This window comes from Gardnerella sp. c11Ua_71 (assembly GCF_055818025.1).
The window spans coordinates 350,485-368,166 of the sequence record NZ_JARFVR010000001.1; the positions used below are offsets into that span (position 1 = coordinate 350,485).

Consider the following 17,682-nt stretch of genomic DNA (forward strand, 5'->3'; position numbering starts at 1 on the left):
GCATTATTATTGACATTTAAACGTTTTTTGCAACACTCCATACCGGTTTAGCATTGTACTTTTACGCACCTTGTAGTACAGTGTGCAGAGTTGTTGTAGAACAATGGGGCTATAGCTCAGTTGGTAGAGCGCTTCGTTCGCATCGAAGAGGTCGTGGTTTCGATTACCATTAGCTCCACTAAGCCCACTGCATTCATTCCACCGCAGTGGGCTTTTTCTTTGCAAATCCTAAGCGCCGCCATTGTCAAATATATTTTCAATTGAATCAATTAACGGATCTGCTTGGCTCATTATTTGCTTAACTCTATTGTCAACGTTTTTATTTTGCGACTTTATAGATCGCGCTAAATCTAACGCGTCGTCAAAAATATTTTCAATACTATCTTGACTAACAGCATAAGACTTAAATAAACTAATCCACGATTTTAGCGAATTAAAAACAAGTTCACACGCATCTATTTTTACAATCTCGTTCTGATTTTTCTTAGCATTTTCAATAAAATTATGCAATTTCGTAATATAATCAACATTTTGCGGCTTGTATTTTCCTTCCGCATAAGATGCAAAGCCTAAATACTCACTTCCAATCGAATAATACATTGATGCCAACTCATAGTCTCTTGATTTAACACCTTTTAACGCTTCTTTAAACCATTCAGATGCTGCTGTTATGCGAGTTTTTCTATTTGAATCACTAACTTCTTCCCCATTTTCAACGCTATAATACCAATATGCTTTACCCACAGATAAGCACAGTTCATACCAATCTTCAGATTTTTTAAGCGTGTTTTTATACTCATTAATCAACGCTGTAAAATCTTCTCTTTCATCAAGAGTCCACCGAAAATCTTCAATTTGATGCACTAAAAGTCTGAGTATTGGTTGAATGGAAAGCGGCTGAATATTTGCATTAAAAAGTTTTATTTGCAATCGCATGGCTTGATTAACATTTTGAATCACCTGCTTAGAATCCACTGATTTTGCCGCTGTTCTCATGTAGTTTTTATATTTTTCAACATCACTTATTTTCTCTATAGCATTCTTGTTTCTTTTTTCATCATTGTTACGAGTCAGTTGCACATAATCATTTTTTCGACTACTTATTTGACTATTTGATGTTAAAGAATGCAATGATGTTCCTATCAAAAAGCAGCCAACAACAACCATCAGTATGCAGCAAATAATTTTGATTACAATATTTCGATAACTATTCCTACCACTCTTTTTATGAGTATTTTTACGCATACTCCTACGACTACTCTTACGTTTATCACGACGATTATTCTTATAATGATTTACACGCGACCTGATATTTTCTATACCCTCTACGCCAGAATCTAAATTGTCTCCTAAATAATTTTCTAAGCAATCCTCTAACGACTGAGCAAATTCTTTACAATCCGCATAACGCTCCAAAGGATTTTCTAACATGGCGCGCATTAAAACAGCTTGAAGATCGTTAGCAAAACCACCATCAGCTAAGTCGAAATTAGTAAAGTGCTTTGTAGCATCATAATGCTCTGAGTTTTCTGAGTCTATAGTCTTATTATCAGAAAAACATTTACCCGTAAGAGCAAACCACAATGTAGCACCAAGAGAATACACATCAGTAAAAACGCCTATTTTGGATTCAGGCTTAAAAAGTTCTGGAGCAGCAAATCCACGAGTAGCAAAACGCGCATCTTGTTTAAATCTGCTTGGTTGCACCAACACACCATCTTTATTTTTAATTTCTAATGCAGATCCAAAGTCAATTAAATAAACTTTTGAATCCGCACCAAGCATAATGTTAGATGGTTTTAAATCACAATAAACAATAGAAGGATTAAGTGAATGAAGATATTGCAATAAGCCACACAATCGTATACCTAAATTACACACTTCGGCAGGACTCATAACACCTTCTTGTAAAATCATTGATTTTAAAGAAAATCCGTCAACATAGTCGCGAACAGCGTATGCTCTGCCATTCTCCTCAAAAAAATCAACAATTCTAGGTATAGAAGGATGATTGCAATGATTTAAAACCTCAACTTCTGCGCGCAAAGACTGCAAAATCAAGGCTTTTTTATCGTCATCAAAATCAGTAGCAGTTTCTTTTATAGCCCACTGCTTATGAAGAACATTATCTACCGCAAGATAAACAGTAGATGTTCCTCCAGCTCCAAGTTTTCCGAGAATCTGATATCTTCCGCCCACACAAACCATATTTGCCGCACTTTCATAAAATCAAAATGACAATAATCCTGTGCTGCAAACTTTATAGACTAATTTGCGTATTGAAAATACTTATAGAACAATGTGTACCAAAGCCATCAAAACCCTAGAAAAATAAGGGAAAAGTTATCCACATTGCTCAAATCGCCCAAATTACTCAAATTGCTCAATCAATATCCGCGCCAAGAGCAGTCAACTTACCGCGGAAATCTGCATAACCACGGTCAATAAGCGAAATACCCTTAACGTTAGATGGACCCTTAGCTGCAAGAGCCGCAATAAGATGACTAAAACCGCCTCGCAAATCAGGAACATCAATATCTTGACCAGTAAGAGGCGTCGGACCAAAAATCACAGCAGAATGCTTGTAATTTCGCTGCTGGAATCGGCAAGGAAGAGAACCTAAGCACTCGCGATACAACTGAATCATAGCGCCCATTTGAACAAGCGGTTTTGTAAAGCCAAAACGATTTTCATAAACAGTTTCGTGAACAATACTCAAACCTTTAGCCTGCGTTAAAGCAACAACAAGAGGCTGCTGCCAATCAGTCATAAAACCAGGATGAACATCGGTTTCAATAGCAACAGGATGCAAATCACCACCCGGATGCCAGAAGCGAATACCGTTATCCGTAACGTCAAACTGACCACCAACTTTACGGAACACGTTTAAGAAGGTCATCATCTCTGGCTGAGTAGCCCCTTTAATAAACACGTCACCATGAGTTGCGAGCGCAGCAGAAGCCCAAGATGCTGCCTCAATCCTATCTGTTAAAGCCGTATGATTGTAGCCTTGAAGCTTATCAACGCCCTCAATCCTAAATGTGCGATCAACGTCTACAGAAATAATAGCGCCCATTTTCTGCAAAACAGCCACCAAATCCATAATTTCTGGCTCAATTGCAGCACCCGAAAGCTCTGTTTTACCTTCTGCAAGCACGGCTGCAAGAAGAGTTTGCTCAGTGGCACCAACCGATGGATAAGGTAGATGAATTTTAGTGCCATGCAAGCCGTTAGGAGCAGTAATATGAATACCATCCTCATGATCTTTATCTACATTCGCACCAAGTTTACGCAAAGTTTCAAGATGGAAATCTATTGGACGCCCTCCAATATTGCACCCACCTAAAGCTGGGATAAAAGCCTCACCAAGTCTGTGAAGAAGCGGACCAGAGAAGAGAATAGGTATTCTCGAAGATCCTGATAATGTATCTACGTCTGCAACATCAGCAAGCTGAACGTTGCTTGCGTCAATACTAACAACGCCTGCAGCGCCATCAACATCTACGTTTACTCCATGCAAACGCAGCAAATCAGAAACAACGTGAACATCTCTGATTTCTGGAACATTCTTTAACACGGATTTCCCAGGAGCAAGCAAAGCTGCAACCATTGCTTTACTAACAAAGTTTTTTGCACCACGAACTTTAATAGCTCCGTTAAGCGGCTTGCCACCTTCTACATGCAAAACGTCTGCAGCGTCAATGCCACTTTCGTTCTGTTCAGCCGTATTATGCGCAGACACATTTACCTCTTTCGTTTGCAACTAAAACTAATCACTATAATACCGACATGCGTGCCAATAACACATACCAATTCGAGCATTAACCAAGCTACTTTGCTGCGCGAGACCGCCATCTTCTCAATAGCCTTGCAAAAAGCGAAGGTTTTTGCAATAAATCTACTTCTGGCAAATCGTGATCGCAATCCGCGTTTAGACCATAAGTATACGCCTTTTTAGACGAAGGTTTTCCAACTAAATCACCAAATTCAAGCATTTGCGTTCTAGGCTCGTATGGGTGACGTATGTCAAATTCGATAAGTCTTGCACCACATTTAGATGCAGCTGGCCCATAAGATCCAAAACCACACGTTGCAGTAGACATAAGTAGCATATCCGAATCTTTACAACGTCCAGCAAACGCGTTTCTGTGATCATGCCCTGCGCAGAAAGCGAAAGTGCCAATCTTTTGCAAAATATCATATTCCCCACTGTCTTTATCTGGGCAACTCACACCTTCTCCAAGATAACCATCTGGCAAAACGCGATTATCGTCTAACGCGTAATATTTTCCAGCAAAACGCCTGTACCCCTCGATTGCATGTTCCTGAGACGCATAATCTTTAGAAACTTCACGCATTAAACCATAGTATTGAGGAAGAGGAAAATGCTGGAAAACACAGAATTTTGGAGGCGATAACTTTGGCAAATTTCTCAAAAAATCAAGTGCCTTATCCGAAGGTTTCCCATAACCTCCACTCTTCTCATAGTCTCCAGAATTAACCAAAACTAATGAAAATACAACATTTTCCTGATTCACATCCATAACTGGAAGCGCAAACGTACCAGCTTCACAAGGAAAAATAATTTGATTTGGCAATATGCATTTAGTGGATTGCAAAGCTGCAACATTGCAACTAGAAGAATCATAATTATTCGACTTGTTTTGCGAAGAACGGTTCATGCAACCCTTAAACTCTTGATACAAAGAATCCAATTCTTCATTGCTTAACCCACATTGAAAATCATGGTTTCCGTAAGTCAGCGCCCATGGAATTGAACGATCTTCCAAAGGCTGCACCATACGCTTAATGTGCTCAATAACTTTTTTTCGCGTTGCATCTAGTTTTTCTGCATACGACTCATCCTTAGGCGAGTAATTATCAGAAAATCGTCCTGAGGAAGAGTCGAAAGCCTCCGAAGACCAGCGTCTGCGTACAAATGTATCCGCAAAATCTTTAACATATCCAGCAATTTGATTACCCGTAAAAATCACAATATCTGGCTTAACAGCATCACAAGCGGACTCTATAAGCCTAATTGTATCTTTGCTAATTTTTGGAGCATCCTGAACATCTGCAAACTGCAAAACACGAAATTTGCCAGAAAGATGGAATTGCAATTTACCTAATCGTGCAGAAATAGACATCGGCAAATTAGCCGATTCAGAAGAATTAGCCGATTCAGAAGTGGGTAAAACTTTAGACTCATCGCTATTCGTAGATTCTGCAATTTCTGACATGATTCAAGCATACGGCACATCAGAGAACAGTATCAACAAAAGATTTAACAAAATTCAAAGAATTTAACGCTAAATTATTAAGACTGCACTCGAACTACAGAAAAATAAAGAAATATACACAAAAATGGCGAAACGTAGAGATTTTTTACAAGATTTTCAGGTAATTCACAGGCAATAACATCTTTGTCTTAAGTAAAGGATGCCTATTATAGAGACATCAAGGAAAAAGCAAATCAACATAACGAATGATTTGCAAGAACTAATAACTGAACCTCTCTTCTTCTCTTCTCTTTCATAACCCCGGGTTAATAGCTCGGGGTTTTTGATTACATTATAAAAAATTACATTACAAAATTACGGATTATTCTCCCCCCCCCCCCCCAAAAAAAAACAAAACAAAAGTCGGGATGCAGCAAACACCACACCCCGACTTATGCACTGATAAAATCAGATACGCGCAACAATCACAAAACGCGCATTAAAAATCAAACAATAGGCTCTACCTGGTTAAATCCAAGCTCCACAGGAGTTTCGCGACCAAAGATAGAAACAAGAACCGTAAGCTTCTGCGTTGTAGGATCCACATCCGATACCACGGCAGCCATAGTCGCAAATGGACCATCGGTAACTGTAACCTGATCGCCAACCTTGTAAGCCACCTCAACGGTACGCTTACGAGCCGCAGCAGGCTTATCTCCAGCCTTCTTCAAAGCCTCAGACGCAATCATAGGAGCCATCATATCGATAACTTCCTTACGGCTAAGAGGAGCAGGCTCCTTAGATGGGCCAACAAAACCAGTAACGCCTTCAGTTTCGCGCACAATACGACGAGCATTCTCATCTGGCCACATACGAATAAGCACATATCCCGGGACGCGAACGCGGGTAATAACCTTCTTACCCTTGTCGGTGTGCTTTTCAACCTCTTCCATTGGCACTTCAATCTGGAAAATCTTATCTTCCAAACCAAAGCTTTGTACACGAGATTCAACGTTAGTTTTAACGCGCTTCTCGTAGCCAGAATAGGTGTGGAGAACGTACCACTTGCCTTCAAGAGTGCGCAAAGTCTTAGAGAATTCCGCAACAGCGGCAGCACCAGCATCTGTAGGATCAACTTCTTGCGCAGCGGAAGAATCGCCAGCAACCGTTTCAGCAGGCTCAGCAGGAGACTCGGTCTCACCAGCTACGTTTTCACTATTTTCAGAAGCATCTTCTACGACAACAGTATCTGCAGCATCTGCGTTCTCAACATTTGCAGCATCAACCGAAATATCAGCTGCGTCAAAATCCGCAAAATCATTCACAGAATCAACATTTTCGAGATTCAACTCGTCAGTCATATTCGCACACCCTCAAAATTCGTTGAAATCAGCCAAACAGCCACATAACAGACTTACCCAAACCGAAGTCCATAACAGTGACGAAAACCATCAAGAAAATAACAAAAATAAACACGGAAGCTGACCAAGCAAACAATTCCTTGCCGTGAGGAGCAACGACTTTGCGAGTCTCATCAATAGTTTGCTTAATGAACATGCCAATACGCATGAACAAATTCGGCTTCTTCTCTTTTGCCTTGGCCATGCTTGAATCCTTCGTTTGAAAATTGTTAACAATAAAACTGGCAGGGACGGCGGGACTCGAACCCACAACCTACGGTTTTGGAGACCGTTGCGCTACCAATTGCGCCACATCCCTAGGTGAACTTGCTAATCATACCTTAAAAAGATTGACTTGGCAAAACCGCCAAATAGATATGTTAGCGGAAGGGCAAGATTTAAGGGTTTTATTATGATTAGCGAGTGTCGCTAAACGCGCGGTTGCTGGCGACTTTTGCGCGCGTAAACAACGCGCTGGCGCCTTTAAAACGCGCTGCCGCCTTCAATCCACTGCTTCATACGCCTCATGCCCTCGGCAAGCTGACTATCTGCTAAAGCACACGAGAATCGCAAGTAACCAGGCGCACCAAAAGCCTCTCCAGGAACAGCGGCAACATGCGCTTCATCAAGTAGCATTTGCGCAAGCACAGACGACGTGCCTGGAATCTTAGAATCCTTGCCCATCGGGCACTCAAGCAGTGCCTCAACGTTTGCAAACGCGTAGAAAGCGCCGTGCGAAAGAGGGCAAGTCACGCCATCAATATCGTTTAACGCCTGCACAATAGCCTTGCGACGAGCATCGAAGGAATCACGCATTTTTGCAACTTCATCTAAGGTCCCACCAACCGCTGCAAGAGCTGCTCGCTGTGAAATATTGGAAACGTTAGACGTCATGTGGCTTTGAAGCTTAATCGCAGCTTTTGCGACATCAAGCGGCGCAACCATCCAGCCAACACGCCAACCTGGCATTGCGTACGTTTTAGCAACACCGTTCAAAACAAGCAGCTGGTCGCGCACTTCTGGCACTTCTACGCCAATATACGACGTTTTTACGCCGTCGTAATGCAAGTGCTCGTAAATCTCGTCGGAAAGCACCCAAATATGGTGTTTTATAGCCCATTCGCCAATCGCGCGAATCGTTTGTGCGCTCCAAATAGCGCCTGTTGGATTAGAAGGCGAAGTTACAATAATCGCACGCGTGCGTGGGGTACGAGCCGCCTCAATCGCCTCAATATCTGGCTCAAAACCGCGATCCGCGCCAGACATAACAGGCACAGGCACGCCACCTGCAAGTTTTACTGCCTCTGGGTAGCTTGTCCAATATGGCGCTGGGATTATAACTTCATCGCCATCGTTTAACAAAATCTGGCATGCTTCGTAAACAGCTTGTTTGCCGCCATTCGTTACAACAACTTGATTTGGGGAAACATCGTAGCCAGAATCGCGCTTGACTTTGCGCGCAATCGCCTCGCGAAGCTCTGGAAGACCAGCTGTAGCCGTGTACTTGTAGTTTTTTGGGTCTTTGCATGCGGCGGCTGCGGCTTCAACAATGTAGAGCGGCGTTGGAAAATCAGGTTCGCCTGCGCCGAAGCTAATAACGTCGATTCCTGCGGCTTTCATTGCTTTTGCTTTGCCATCTACAGCAAGCGTTGCACTCGGTGCCACTTTGTTAATGCGATTGCTCATAGAGCGCCATTGAGAGTTTGATACGTTTGCTGCGATTTGCAACTCGTTTTCTGCCATATTTGCTGCGATATTTTCTGCCATACTTACAGTTTAACCATTACACGTTATTTCCCGATTTTGTTTCTTTTTCGACCAGAGCTGCTTCCTATTTAGCGTTGTGGGAGGGCTGGGTGTTTCTTGTCTCACAACGCTCCGCCTATTACGTGTAGTCTGTTGTTGCGGTTGTTCCGTTTTGTCTTTAATTTTGTTTTTGGGTTGAAGTTCGTTTGTAGTGGTGACTCATTGGATTATTTGGTATCGGCTGCCGCTCTTATACTGTTCGACCAAGAATCACCCAGCCCTCTTACGAGTCTTAACAATTGCGTACCACTTAATCACCGAGATTCTCGATTTTTCTTGCTCTCTCGGCGAGTCACCACCTTCGGCGCTGAGGCTCACCTCGCTCGCTGCGAAAAATCTCGAATCTCTACCTTGCTTGGCGTAATTTTAAGCGCACATGCAAATCGATTAGCAAGTAGAAGATTATAAAAGCACAAGATTGTCGCGATGCACCACAGGATGCGCGTATTGCCGCCCCAAAGTCGCCTCTAAATCATCTGTTGTAAGACCCATTACCTGCGGTATCTCATCTGAATCAAATGCAACTAGCCCTTTGGCTAAATGATTACCATGCTCATCATCAATCCACACTGGATCACTTGCAGAAAAGTCACCAGCAACCCCTACGATTCCAGCAGCCAGCAGGCTTGCTTTCCCTCCTCGAACGGCTGCAGCTGCACCAGAATCTACAATAATCGAGCCATGTGGATTAGACGCAAAACCAATCCAAAGTCTTCTGGAAGACGCGCGCGAATTTAGTGGCGCGAACACGGTTCCAACTGCTTTCCCCGATAGTGCGCCCTCCGCGTTACTAGCACATGTCAAAAGCGTTGGGATTCCAGAAACAGCAGCAACGTGCGCCGCATCCATTTTGGTTATCATTCCGCCTGTGCCTACACCCGAAATGCTGGAGCCAACTTTAACATCGTCTAGCGCGCGCGTAACATCGGGAACAAAACTAATCCGCTTAGCATCTGGTTCGCTAGGCGGAGCCGTGTAAAGCGCGTCAACATCTGTTAAAAGAACCAGCGCATCTGCTCGCACAATGTTCGCCACAAGCGCCGCAAGCCTATCGTTATCACCAAAACGTATTTCGTTGCTAGACAGAGCGTCGTTTTCGTTTACGATTGGCACAACGCCTAATTCCAGCAGCCTAAGCATTGTGCGTTGGGCATTACGGTAACGCGAAGGACTTATAGTAACGTCTGCCGTTAGTAGCATTTGCCCTACTCTTATGCCGAATTCCGCAAATGCTGACTCATATTGGTACATGAGCAAGCCTTGTCCAACTGATGCTGTTGCTTGCTGAGTAGGCACATCTTTAGGACGTTCATTAAAACCAAGTAGTCCAAATCCCGCTGCGATAGCACCAGAAGATACTAAAACTACATTAGCTCCAGACATTTGAGCACGGCTAATAGCCGTAACAAGAGCACGTAATTTTTGCACGTCTAAATGACCAGATAAGTCTGTAAGCGAGCTAGAGCCAACTTTTACGACTATTGTGTTCGCATTGCTAATTGAACGCCGAATCTCATCTTCGGTAGGCTCAACTGCCTTATTAATCATTTACTCACCACGTCCAAATAAACTCTGCTCATCGTGTTTGTCGTCATCTACCGATGGATCTGCCCAATGACCTTGCTTTCGCTCCGCCATCATCGCATCTCTCACAGCGCTCTTTGCATCCATCATCATGTGATAATCGCGTCTGCGCTCCGCATTCGTGCGCCTTGCACCTCTAGGGTCATTTGCTTCAAGTCGCAAGTCTTTTCCACGCGCACCCAAGCTAGCGCCGTCCAAACCTTCCGCACCTGCTGCAATGCTTGGATCCCAGTCGAAGCAAACCATGCGGTTTCCGCGACCAATCCTAATCTCGTCTCCTGGACGTGCACCCTTCTTGCGCAACTCGTCTTCTACACCAAGTTTTGCTAAGCGATCCGCCAAATAGCCAACTGCCTCATCGTTGTCGAAGTTTGTTTGCACAACCCAACGCTCTGGCTTAGCGCCCGTAACAGTAAACCAAAAGTCGCCATTTTTGTCTTCTTCGCGCTCGATTGTAAAGTCGCTAGCACTTCCGCGGCCATCATCTCTGCGTCGTCTCAATGCTGGCTGTTCAAGCGGCTGAATAACAACTCGCTCTTCTTCTCGCGCTGCCTCTTGCTCAGCAAGCTTTTCGCGCATACTAGCCACCATCTTTCCAAGCGCAAAACCAAGCTCTTTCAAGCCTTCGTGAGACGCAGTAGAAATCTCAAAAACTGGAAAGCCCATTTTTTCAAAGTCGCTTCGCACAAATTCTGCCAACTCTTTTGCCTCTGGCACATCAATCTTGTTTAGCACAATAATTCGCGGACGCTCTGGAATCGGAATCGCTCCAAGCGGCAAATCCAACTTGTTTGCGTATTGCGAAAGCTCGTGTTCCAAAGCCTTATAATCGCTGATTGGATCGCGATTGGGTTCAAGCGTTGCGCAGTCGATTACGTGGGCGATTATTTCCGTGCGCTCAATGTGGCGCAAAAATTCTAGCCCAAGCCCTTTTCCTTCGGAAGCTCCTGGGATCAATCCTGGCACGTCTGCGATTGTGTAGCGGTATTCACCAAAGCTGACCACACCAAGGTTTGGAACAAGCGTTGTAAACGGATAATCTGCGATTTTTGGTTTTGCAGCGCTGATTGAAGCTACAAGACTTGACTTTCCTGCAGACGGGAAGCCCACTAGCGCGACGTCTGCTATCGACTTTAGTTCTAGGATTACGTCTCGTTCTTCGCCAGGTTCACCTAGTAGTGCAAAACCTGGAGCGCGGCGAGTTTTATTGGCAAGAGCGGCGTTTCCAAGGCCTCCAGCACCTCCTGCTGCGACTACGAATGTGTCGCCTACATGTTGCAAATCAGCCAAAACGTTGCCTGGCTTTTTTTGCGCGCCCGATGCACCCTTCGCCTCAAAAATTACGGTTCCGACTGGCACTGGCAACATAAGGTCTTCTCCTTTGGAGCCGTCCTTTGTATCACCTAAACCCATTGTGCCACTCTGCGCTACGCGATGTGGCATGAATCGGTAGTCGAGTAGGCTGTTAGCGTTGCGATCGGCTACGAATATAACGCTTCCGCCATTTCCGCCATTTCCGCCATTTGGACCTGCAAGTGGCTTGTATTTTTCTCTGCGCACGCCTGCGGATCCGTTGCCGCCGTCGCCGCCTTTAACGTGTACCGTTACTCGATCTACAAAATCGCTCATAACTTTTACCTTACTTGATGCTCAATACTCGCCAGATTTGACTGCGTTTGTTTACGTTTTGGTCGATCTTGGAAACAAACACAAGATCATTTCCCGATTTTGTAGCTCAAAACGCCAAAATCAACAACAAAAAACGTCAATACTCGCCAGATTTGCAAAAACAAAAAAGCCGCACCGAACGGGGTGCGGCTAGAAGATTAATGGGTTACTCAGACGGTAACTACGTCTACAACCTTGCGATCGCGACGAATGCCGAACTTCACATTGCCGTCCACCAAAGCGTACAGCGTGTGATCCTTACCCAAAGCAACGTTCTGTCCTGCATGGAACTTGGTGCCGCGCTGGCGAACAATAATGTTTCCAGCCACAACAGCTTCTCCACCGAACTTCTTAACGCCAAGATATTGCGCCTGTGAGTCGCGACCGTTGCGCGAGCTAGACGCACCCTTCTTATGTGCCATCTTGCTGTCCTTTCAGGTTTATAACACCGTCAATCAGGCGATGGCCGTGATCTTGACGAGAGTCAACTTCTGACGATGACCCTTGCGGCGAGCCACGCCAGTCTTGTTCTTATACTTCATAATGCTAATCTTTGGACCCTTAGCTTCGTCGTTAAGAACTTCTGCCTTAACTGTGATCTTTGCAAGATCCTTAGCGCTTAAGGTCACCTTAGCACCGTCAACAACGAGCGCGACCGGGAATTCCACGGTATCGCCCTTCTTTGCATCGAGACGGTTTACGAGGATGGCGTCTCCAACCTCAACCTTCTCTTGATGGCCACCGGCCTTCACAATCGCGTACATAATTCGTTCCTTAGCTAAATTGAAAGCTTTACTATTGCCTCACGCGCAGCGTTGAACCTGCGGCAAGACACCGACTATCAAAATTACACCGACCCCTGTACTAACGTCAAGTCTTAATTCATAAAGTCGAAATAAGCAATAGACATTATTGTACTCGAGCCGTATACTTTACGTTTATTTTTTAGTTTTCACTAGATTCTTGAGAGCTTTCTGTGGATTCTTGAGATTCTTGCGAATCATCAGATTCCTCAATTTTCCCGACTACCTGCGATTCTTCACTGCTTTCTGCAGATTCATTACTCGCATCTGCTGCAGAAAAGTCGCCAGCAACCGAAGATTCATCAACACTGTCAACACTGTCAACACTGTCAACACTGTCAACACTGTCAACACTGTCAACACTGTCAACACTGTCAACAACACTATCACCTGCATCGCCATTATTAGCAACGTCATCTGCAACTACAGCATTCACATCATTATCGTTATCGTCTTTATTATCGTTACCGTCTTTTTCGTCACTTTTACGCAAAGACTCCTCCAAGAAAGCCGACGACGCTGCAGCAGCCGCAATACGCGCTAATTTGGCGCGAACATCCGCACTGGACTCCTGTTTAACCACAGGCATAGGGTCCGCAATACTTCCATGACCATGCTTATTGGTTTTAATAAACGGATCACCGCCCTTAAGCGCGTAAGGATCCGCATACTCCGAAGACACAGTCGGCTCGTCGTGAAGAATAAACCCACGACCCTTGCAAGTCGGGCACTCCTCCGAAAACGCCTCGACCAAACCCTGTCCAACACGCTTACGAGTCATTTGGACAAGACCAAGAGATGTAACCTCCGCAACCTGATGCTTTGTGCGGTCGCGCGCAAGACACTCAACAAGACGGCGCAAAACAAGATCGCGGTTCGCTGGCATAACCATGTCAACGTAATCAATCATAACCATGCCGCCTATATCGCGAAGTCGCAGCTGTCGCGCAATCTCCTCGGAAGCTTCCAAATTGCAGCGAGTCACAGTCTCTTCCAGCGACTTTCCGCGACCAATAAAACGACCCGTATTTACGTCAATCGTTGTCATTGCCTCCGTTCGGTCAATAACAATCGAACCGCCTGCAGGAAGATAAACCTGGCGCTCCATGCCCTTTCTAAGCTGGCTGTCGATTTGCCACTTGTCGAACACGTCTTTACCTTCATGCTCAGCAGGATCCCAATACTCAATCTTGCTGCGCAAATCAGGAGCCATCATCTCCAAGTATTCACAAATGCGGTCATACGCGCCCTTGCCTTCCACAATCATCTTTTGGAAGTCGTCGTTAAATATGTCTCGAACAACGCGAATAGCCACATCTGGCTCGCCTTGCAAAAGCTTTGGACGCTTTCCGTGCAAGAACTCTTCTCGCTTCGCTTCGATTCGTTCCCACTGTTTTACAAGCGATTCAAGGTCTTTTTCAATCGCATCTTCACTAGCACCATCTGCGGCGGTTCTAATGATTATGCCCATGTCTTTAGGCGCGATTTTGCTTACGATTGCGCGAAGTCGGCTGCGTTCACGGTCGGATAGCTTGCGACTTACGCCCGTCATAGCTCCAGACGGAACAAGCACAAGGAACCTACCAGCAAGCGTTACTTGAGATGTTAGTCGCGCACCCTTATGGCCTATAGGGTCTTTAGTAACTTGCACTAAAACAGGGTCTCCTGCCTTAAACGCAAGCTCCATTCTTCGCGGCTGTCCTTCTAATCGGGTTGTATCCCAGTTGACTTCGCCAGCGTAAAGCACGCCGTTTCGGGCTTGACCAATGTCTACGAACGCTGCTTCCATGCTTGGCAGCACATTTTGTACACGACCAAGGTAAATATTCCCAACGGTTGCAACTTCTTGAATATCAGAAACATAGTGTTCTACAAGAATATTGTCTTCGATTACAGAAATTTGCGTGTGACGATCGCGTTCACGCACAACCATAAGTCGGTCAACGTTTTCACGCCTTGCCAAAAAGTCTTGCTCCATAAGCAAGTTTTGACGATTACGCTCTCTGCGATTGTCACGACGACGCTGTTTTTTGGCTTCAAGTCGCGTAGAACCTTCAATATCCGTAATCTCGTCAATATACTGCTGTTTTCTAGATCTTCGACTAGATGAATCGGAGTCTATTGACGCAAAACGCGATTGTGTGCTTTGTGAATTTTGCGAACTTTGTGAGCTTGAGGAACCTTGAGATGAATCGTCAGAAGATTTCGACCTGCGACGACGACGGCGACGAGTGTACACTTCCTCGTCATCTTGAGATCGCAACTCGTCTGGATCTGGAATTAAATCACGGTCTTCTTGAGAAACTTCTATTTCGTTTATGCCATAATCGTCAGCGTATGAAGAATCATCCGAAGATAGGTCGGATGTTGTTCTACGGCTTGATCTATCAGACTTATCTGACCTGTCTGCCCTATCTTCCTTATCTGCGCGAGACGGTCTGCGACGACGACGGCGACGGGTTATCATTTCTCCGTCTTCATCATCATTATTTTCTAAATCAGAAGTTTTTGCATACTTGCGGGTTGATTCAGAATCTATATCATTATCTGACTCAACACTATTTTCAATTCTTTCGTCGATTACATCATCGATTGGAGAATAAACTATGTCGTCGTATTCAAGGTCTTCTTCTATTTGCTCGACTTCTGCAGCTGCGCGTCTTTCGGCAGCGTTTAGTCGGCGATTCTTGCGTGACTTCCTATGATTTTGATCATCGTAATTATCCTGATTGTCACGATTCTTACGACCATTATTGTTATTCTCGCTATATTTGTCACCATTATCTTTGTCAAGATTAGGCTTATCAAAATTATCTTTATCAAGGTTAGACTTATCCAAGCTATCCTTATCCAGATAATCTCGATTATTTCTACTTATTCTGCTATCGCTCCTATTATCGATTTCGTTTAAATCTTCAGGATTTGCACGATTAGATCGATCTGTGCGATTTACTCTGGAACGCACACGAATAACACGCGTATCATCTTCAGATTCAGAATCATAGTTATCGTCAAAATTGTCACGATTATTGCGATTTTTGCGACTACGTACTCTACTTAAATCCTCGTCTTCATTACGATTCTTCCTGTCATTCCTACCAGAACGCGTTTTACGCAACTTTCGTGAACTGCGACTATTGTCTTTGTCTAAATCATCTCGACTGTTTTCTCTATCGCTTTCATTTGCATCATCGTCGTAATCTAAATCGCGCATACGACTATTGTTTTCAGGCAAACGATGAGGTAAAACAGGCTCCTGAAAAAGTAGCGATGTTATCGGTCTTACAGGAGTTTGGTGCTCAATAACACTTTCAGATTCAGTTTCCTCAGAGCGTGTATTGTAATCGTTTCCGCCTTGTACGTGTAGTTTCATCGATTCGCCAGCTGCTCCTGCAACTCTTACAACGCGTCTTCCAGCTCTTCTGCGTCTTGTGCTTGACGATGCGTCTTGCGAACCTGAAACCACATTGACAACACCTGCTGTAACGGGTGATGTAATAGTTGATGCAGCTGCTGATCTTTGCTCGTCAGCTGCGTTAGTAGATTCGTTCGCGCTTGAATTTGCTGCTACGAATGAAAGATTTTTATCTTCATTTTTATCATTATTGGCTTCGGGCACGGTGAAGCCTTCTCGTGTTACTCTGGGCACTATGCTCCTAGCGAAACTCTGCAATAGTTTCGCGCTCTTAGCCTGAAGAATGCACACGCTTATGCGAGCCACCCCTAAGGCTATCAATAAAGTCTAGCTGCACGACAGCGGACACCAGCCTCGCCCAAAATCATGCGTGAAAATCACGTGAGGGGATCGACGCCGTCGAATGCTCTGGCGGCTTGCAGCGCCACCGTTTTCTAGTATGCCATATTGCAACGTCAAATAACATGCGCCAATAAAAGTAACATACGCCAATAAAAGTCGATTGCGCATTACCCACAATCCAAAAATCAGCGCTAAAATCGTTTTCATGGGTTTGATCAGTGCTATGCAAGGCTTTTGCGTAATTGGCATCGTCATTGCCGCTGGATACGTAACCGCGCGTCTTCGCATCGGCGGATCGCAAGCACAAATGGTGCTTAATCGCGTGAGTTTCTTCGTATCTAGTCCTTGTTTAATGTTTGCAATCCTTGCAAAAGAGCCAATTTTTGAGATTTTTCACTCGTCAATTTTTGTTGCGTTTTTCTCCGCAATGATTGTTGGCGTTGCATTTATTCTGCTTAATCGCCTGTTTTTCCACCTTCCTGCTGCGGATTGCACAATTGGCGCGCTTAACTCGCTTTACTTAAACTCAAACAACATTGGCTTGCCTGTTGCAACTTATATTCTTGGAAATCCCGCGCTTGTTGCCCCAATTTTAGTTATGCAGCAAGCTGTTTTTACGCCTGTTGGACTAACGGTTTTAGACGTTACAACTACTGGAAAGTGCTCGCTTAAACGCATTGCTCAACAGCCGCTTAAGCAACCACTTTTAATCGGATCGCTTGGAGGAATTATTATTTCGGCAATTTCCGCAAAAGTTGGATATTTCCCTGTTCCGAATTTTCTTTATGACCCGATTAAGATGATTGGCGATTCCGCGGTTCCTATGATTTTGATGGCTTTTGGAATGTCACTTTACGGCAGCAAGCCGCTACAAAAGGATTCTAATCGCGCTGCGATTGCTACAGTTGCGATTTTAAAAAACTTGATTATGCCAATTGTTGCGTTTTTATTGGCTTATTTTGTTATGGGTTTCCGAGGTGCCACTCTTTACGCGTGTGTTGTGCTTGCGGCGCTTCCGACTGGTCAAAACGTGTACAATTACGCTGCTAGATACAATGTTGGCTTGAGTTTTGCGCGCGATGGAATCCTGTTTTCTACGGTTACGAGTCCGATTTGTATTGCGTTAATCGCAGCAGTTTTAGGGTGACTAATCCTCCCGCATTTGTTCCCTATTTAAGCAAATCTGACTACAAACATGAGCGCGAGACCTGCCTTCGCGCTCAAAGCGTAGCGCGCGAAGGCAATTCGGAGCGCTGAGCCGCTCAAACGTAAAGTCCAGTGGACTTTACGCGCGGCGAAGACGTGAGCGCGCTGTAACGCGCGAGCGATTTTCCCGAGATTGTTTACGTATTTGGAGATTTTGGAAACAAACACGGGCAAAAACGTGAGCGCACTCTACACCAAACACAATATCCACAAAACAACACAATAAGCCCTTAAACACA

Annotated in this window: 12 protein-coding genes and 2 tRNA genes; 2 read left to right on the plus strand and 12 right to left on the minus strand. The window is 44.6% G+C overall.

Features of this window, described 5'->3' with window-relative positions:
• The first annotated feature begins 105 nt into the window (after positions 1-105).
• Positions 106-178, plus strand: a tRNA-Ala gene (locus P0106_RS01465).
• 50 nt (positions 179-228) lie between these two features.
• Here the strand turns inward: P0106_RS01465 and P0106_RS01470 are convergent.
• The 12 genes from P0106_RS01470 to P0106_RS01525 all read right to left on the minus strand — a co-directional run bounded on the left by P0106_RS01470 (position 229) and on the right by P0106_RS01525 (position 16,099).
• A complete protein-coding gene (locus tag P0106_RS01470) occupies positions 229-2,208 on the minus strand; it encodes a serine/threonine protein kinase (RefSeq protein ID WP_004111951.1) in 1,980 nt (659 codons plus the stop codon).
• Between the two features lie 175 nt (positions 2,209-2,383).
• A complete protein-coding gene (murA, locus tag P0106_RS01475) occupies positions 2,384-3,742 on the minus strand; it encodes a UDP-N-acetylglucosamine 1-carboxyvinyltransferase (protein WP_004111949.1) in 1,359 nt (452 codons plus the stop codon).
• Positions 3,743-3,830: 88 nt separating this feature from the next.
• A complete protein-coding gene (locus P0106_RS01480) occupies positions 3,831-5,240 on the minus strand; it encodes a metallophosphoesterase (RefSeq protein ID WP_004115949.1) in 1,410 nt (469 codons plus the stop codon).
• Between the two features lie 485 nt (positions 5,241-5,725).
• Positions 5,726-6,580, minus strand: a complete 855-nt coding sequence (gene nusG, locus P0106_RS01485) for a transcription termination/antitermination protein NusG (protein ID WP_004115950.1) — start codon at positions 6,578-6,580, stop codon at positions 5,726-5,728.
• Between the two features lie 28 nt (positions 6,581-6,608).
• Positions 6,609-6,824, minus strand: a complete 216-nt coding sequence (secE, locus tag P0106_RS01490; RefSeq protein WP_004111941.1) for a preprotein translocase subunit SecE — start codon at positions 6,822-6,824, stop codon at positions 6,609-6,611.
• Between the two features lie 38 nt (positions 6,825-6,862).
• Positions 6,863-6,938: transfer RNA gene (locus P0106_RS01495), tRNA-Trp, on the minus strand.
• Positions 6,939-7,102: 164 nt separating this feature from the next.
• Entirely contained in the window at positions 7,103-8,362 is a 1,260-nt protein-coding gene (locus tag P0106_RS01500; RefSeq protein WP_473730350.1) for a pyridoxal phosphate-dependent aminotransferase, read from the minus strand.
• A gap of 465 nt (positions 8,363-8,827) precedes the next feature.
• Positions 8,828-9,973: a glutamate 5-kinase gene (proB, locus tag P0106_RS01505; RefSeq protein ID WP_004118343.1), complete on the minus strand. Its 1,146-nt coding sequence runs from the start codon at positions 9,971-9,973 to the stop codon at positions 8,828-8,830.
• Positions 9,974-11,638 carry a GTPase ObgE gene (gene obgE / locus P0106_RS01510; RefSeq protein WP_004111934.1) on the minus strand — a complete coding sequence of 555 codons (1,665 nt, stop codon included), beginning with the start codon at positions 11,636-11,638 and terminating at the stop codon, positions 9,974-9,976.
• A gap of 209 nt (positions 11,639-11,847) precedes the next feature.
• Positions 11,848-12,099 (minus strand): 50S ribosomal protein L27, encoded by a 252-nt coding sequence (rpmA, locus tag P0106_RS01515; protein ID WP_174190516.1) that lies wholly within the window; start codon positions 12,097-12,099, stop codon positions 11,848-11,850.
• A 33-nt stretch (positions 12,100-12,132) separates the two neighbouring features.
• A complete protein-coding gene (rplU, locus tag P0106_RS01520) occupies positions 12,133-12,441 on the minus strand; it encodes a 50S ribosomal protein L21 (protein ID WP_004111933.1) in 309 nt (102 codons plus the stop codon).
• 181 nt (positions 12,442-12,622) lie between these two features.
• Entirely contained in the window at positions 12,623-16,099 is a 3,477-nt protein-coding gene (locus P0106_RS01525; protein WP_473730351.1) for an Rne/Rng family ribonuclease, read from the minus strand.
• Positions 16,100-16,442: 343 nt separating this feature from the next.
• On the opposite strand from P0106_RS01525, the gene P0106_RS01530 reads away from it, so the two are divergent.
• Positions 16,443-17,384, plus strand: coding sequence for an AEC family transporter (locus P0106_RS01530; protein WP_119676140.1), 942 nt, complete (start codon positions 16,443-16,445; stop codon positions 17,382-17,384).
• Positions 17,385-17,682: the final 298 nt, after the last annotated feature.

What these genes read in the sequence shown, in the direction of transcription:
- secE (WP_004111941.1), bottom strand. Translation starts at nt 6,824, where the DNA reads ATGGCCAAGGCAAAAGAGAAGAAGCCGAATTTGTTCATGCGTATTGGC.
- P0106_RS01530 (WP_119676140.1), top strand. Translation starts at nt 16,443, where the DNA reads ATGGGTTTGATCAGTGCTATGCAAGGCTTTTGCGTAATTGGCATCGTC.
- nusG (WP_004115950.1), bottom strand. Translation starts at nt 6,580, where the DNA reads ATGACTGACGAGTTGAATCTCGAAAATGTTGATTCTGTGAATGATTTT.
- P0106_RS01500 (WP_473730350.1), bottom strand. Translation starts at nt 8,362, where the DNA reads ATGGCAGAAAACGAGTTGCAAATCGCAGCAAACGTATCAAACTCTCAA.
- proB (WP_004118343.1), bottom strand. Translation starts at nt 9,973, where the DNA reads ATGATTAATAAGGCAGTTGAGCCTACCGAAGATGAGATTCGGCGTTCA.
- P0106_RS01470 (WP_004111951.1), bottom strand. Translation starts at nt 2,208, where the DNA reads ATGGTTTGTGTGGGCGGAAGATATCAGATTCTCGGAAAACTTGGAGCT.
- obgE (WP_004111934.1), bottom strand. Translation starts at nt 11,638, where the DNA reads ATGAGCGATTTTGTAGATCGAGTAACGGTACACGTTAAAGGCGGCGAC.
- rpmA (WP_174190516.1), bottom strand. Translation starts at nt 12,099, where the DNA reads ATGGCACATAAGAAGGGTGCGTCTAGCTCGCGCAACGGTCGCGACTCA.
- rplU (WP_004111933.1), bottom strand. Translation starts at nt 12,441, where the DNA reads ATGTACGCGATTGTGAAGGCCGGTGGCCATCAAGAGAAGGTTGAGGTT.
- P0106_RS01480 (WP_004115949.1), bottom strand. Translation starts at nt 5,240, where the DNA reads ATGTCAGAAATTGCAGAATCTACGAATAGCGATGAGTCTAAAGTTTTA.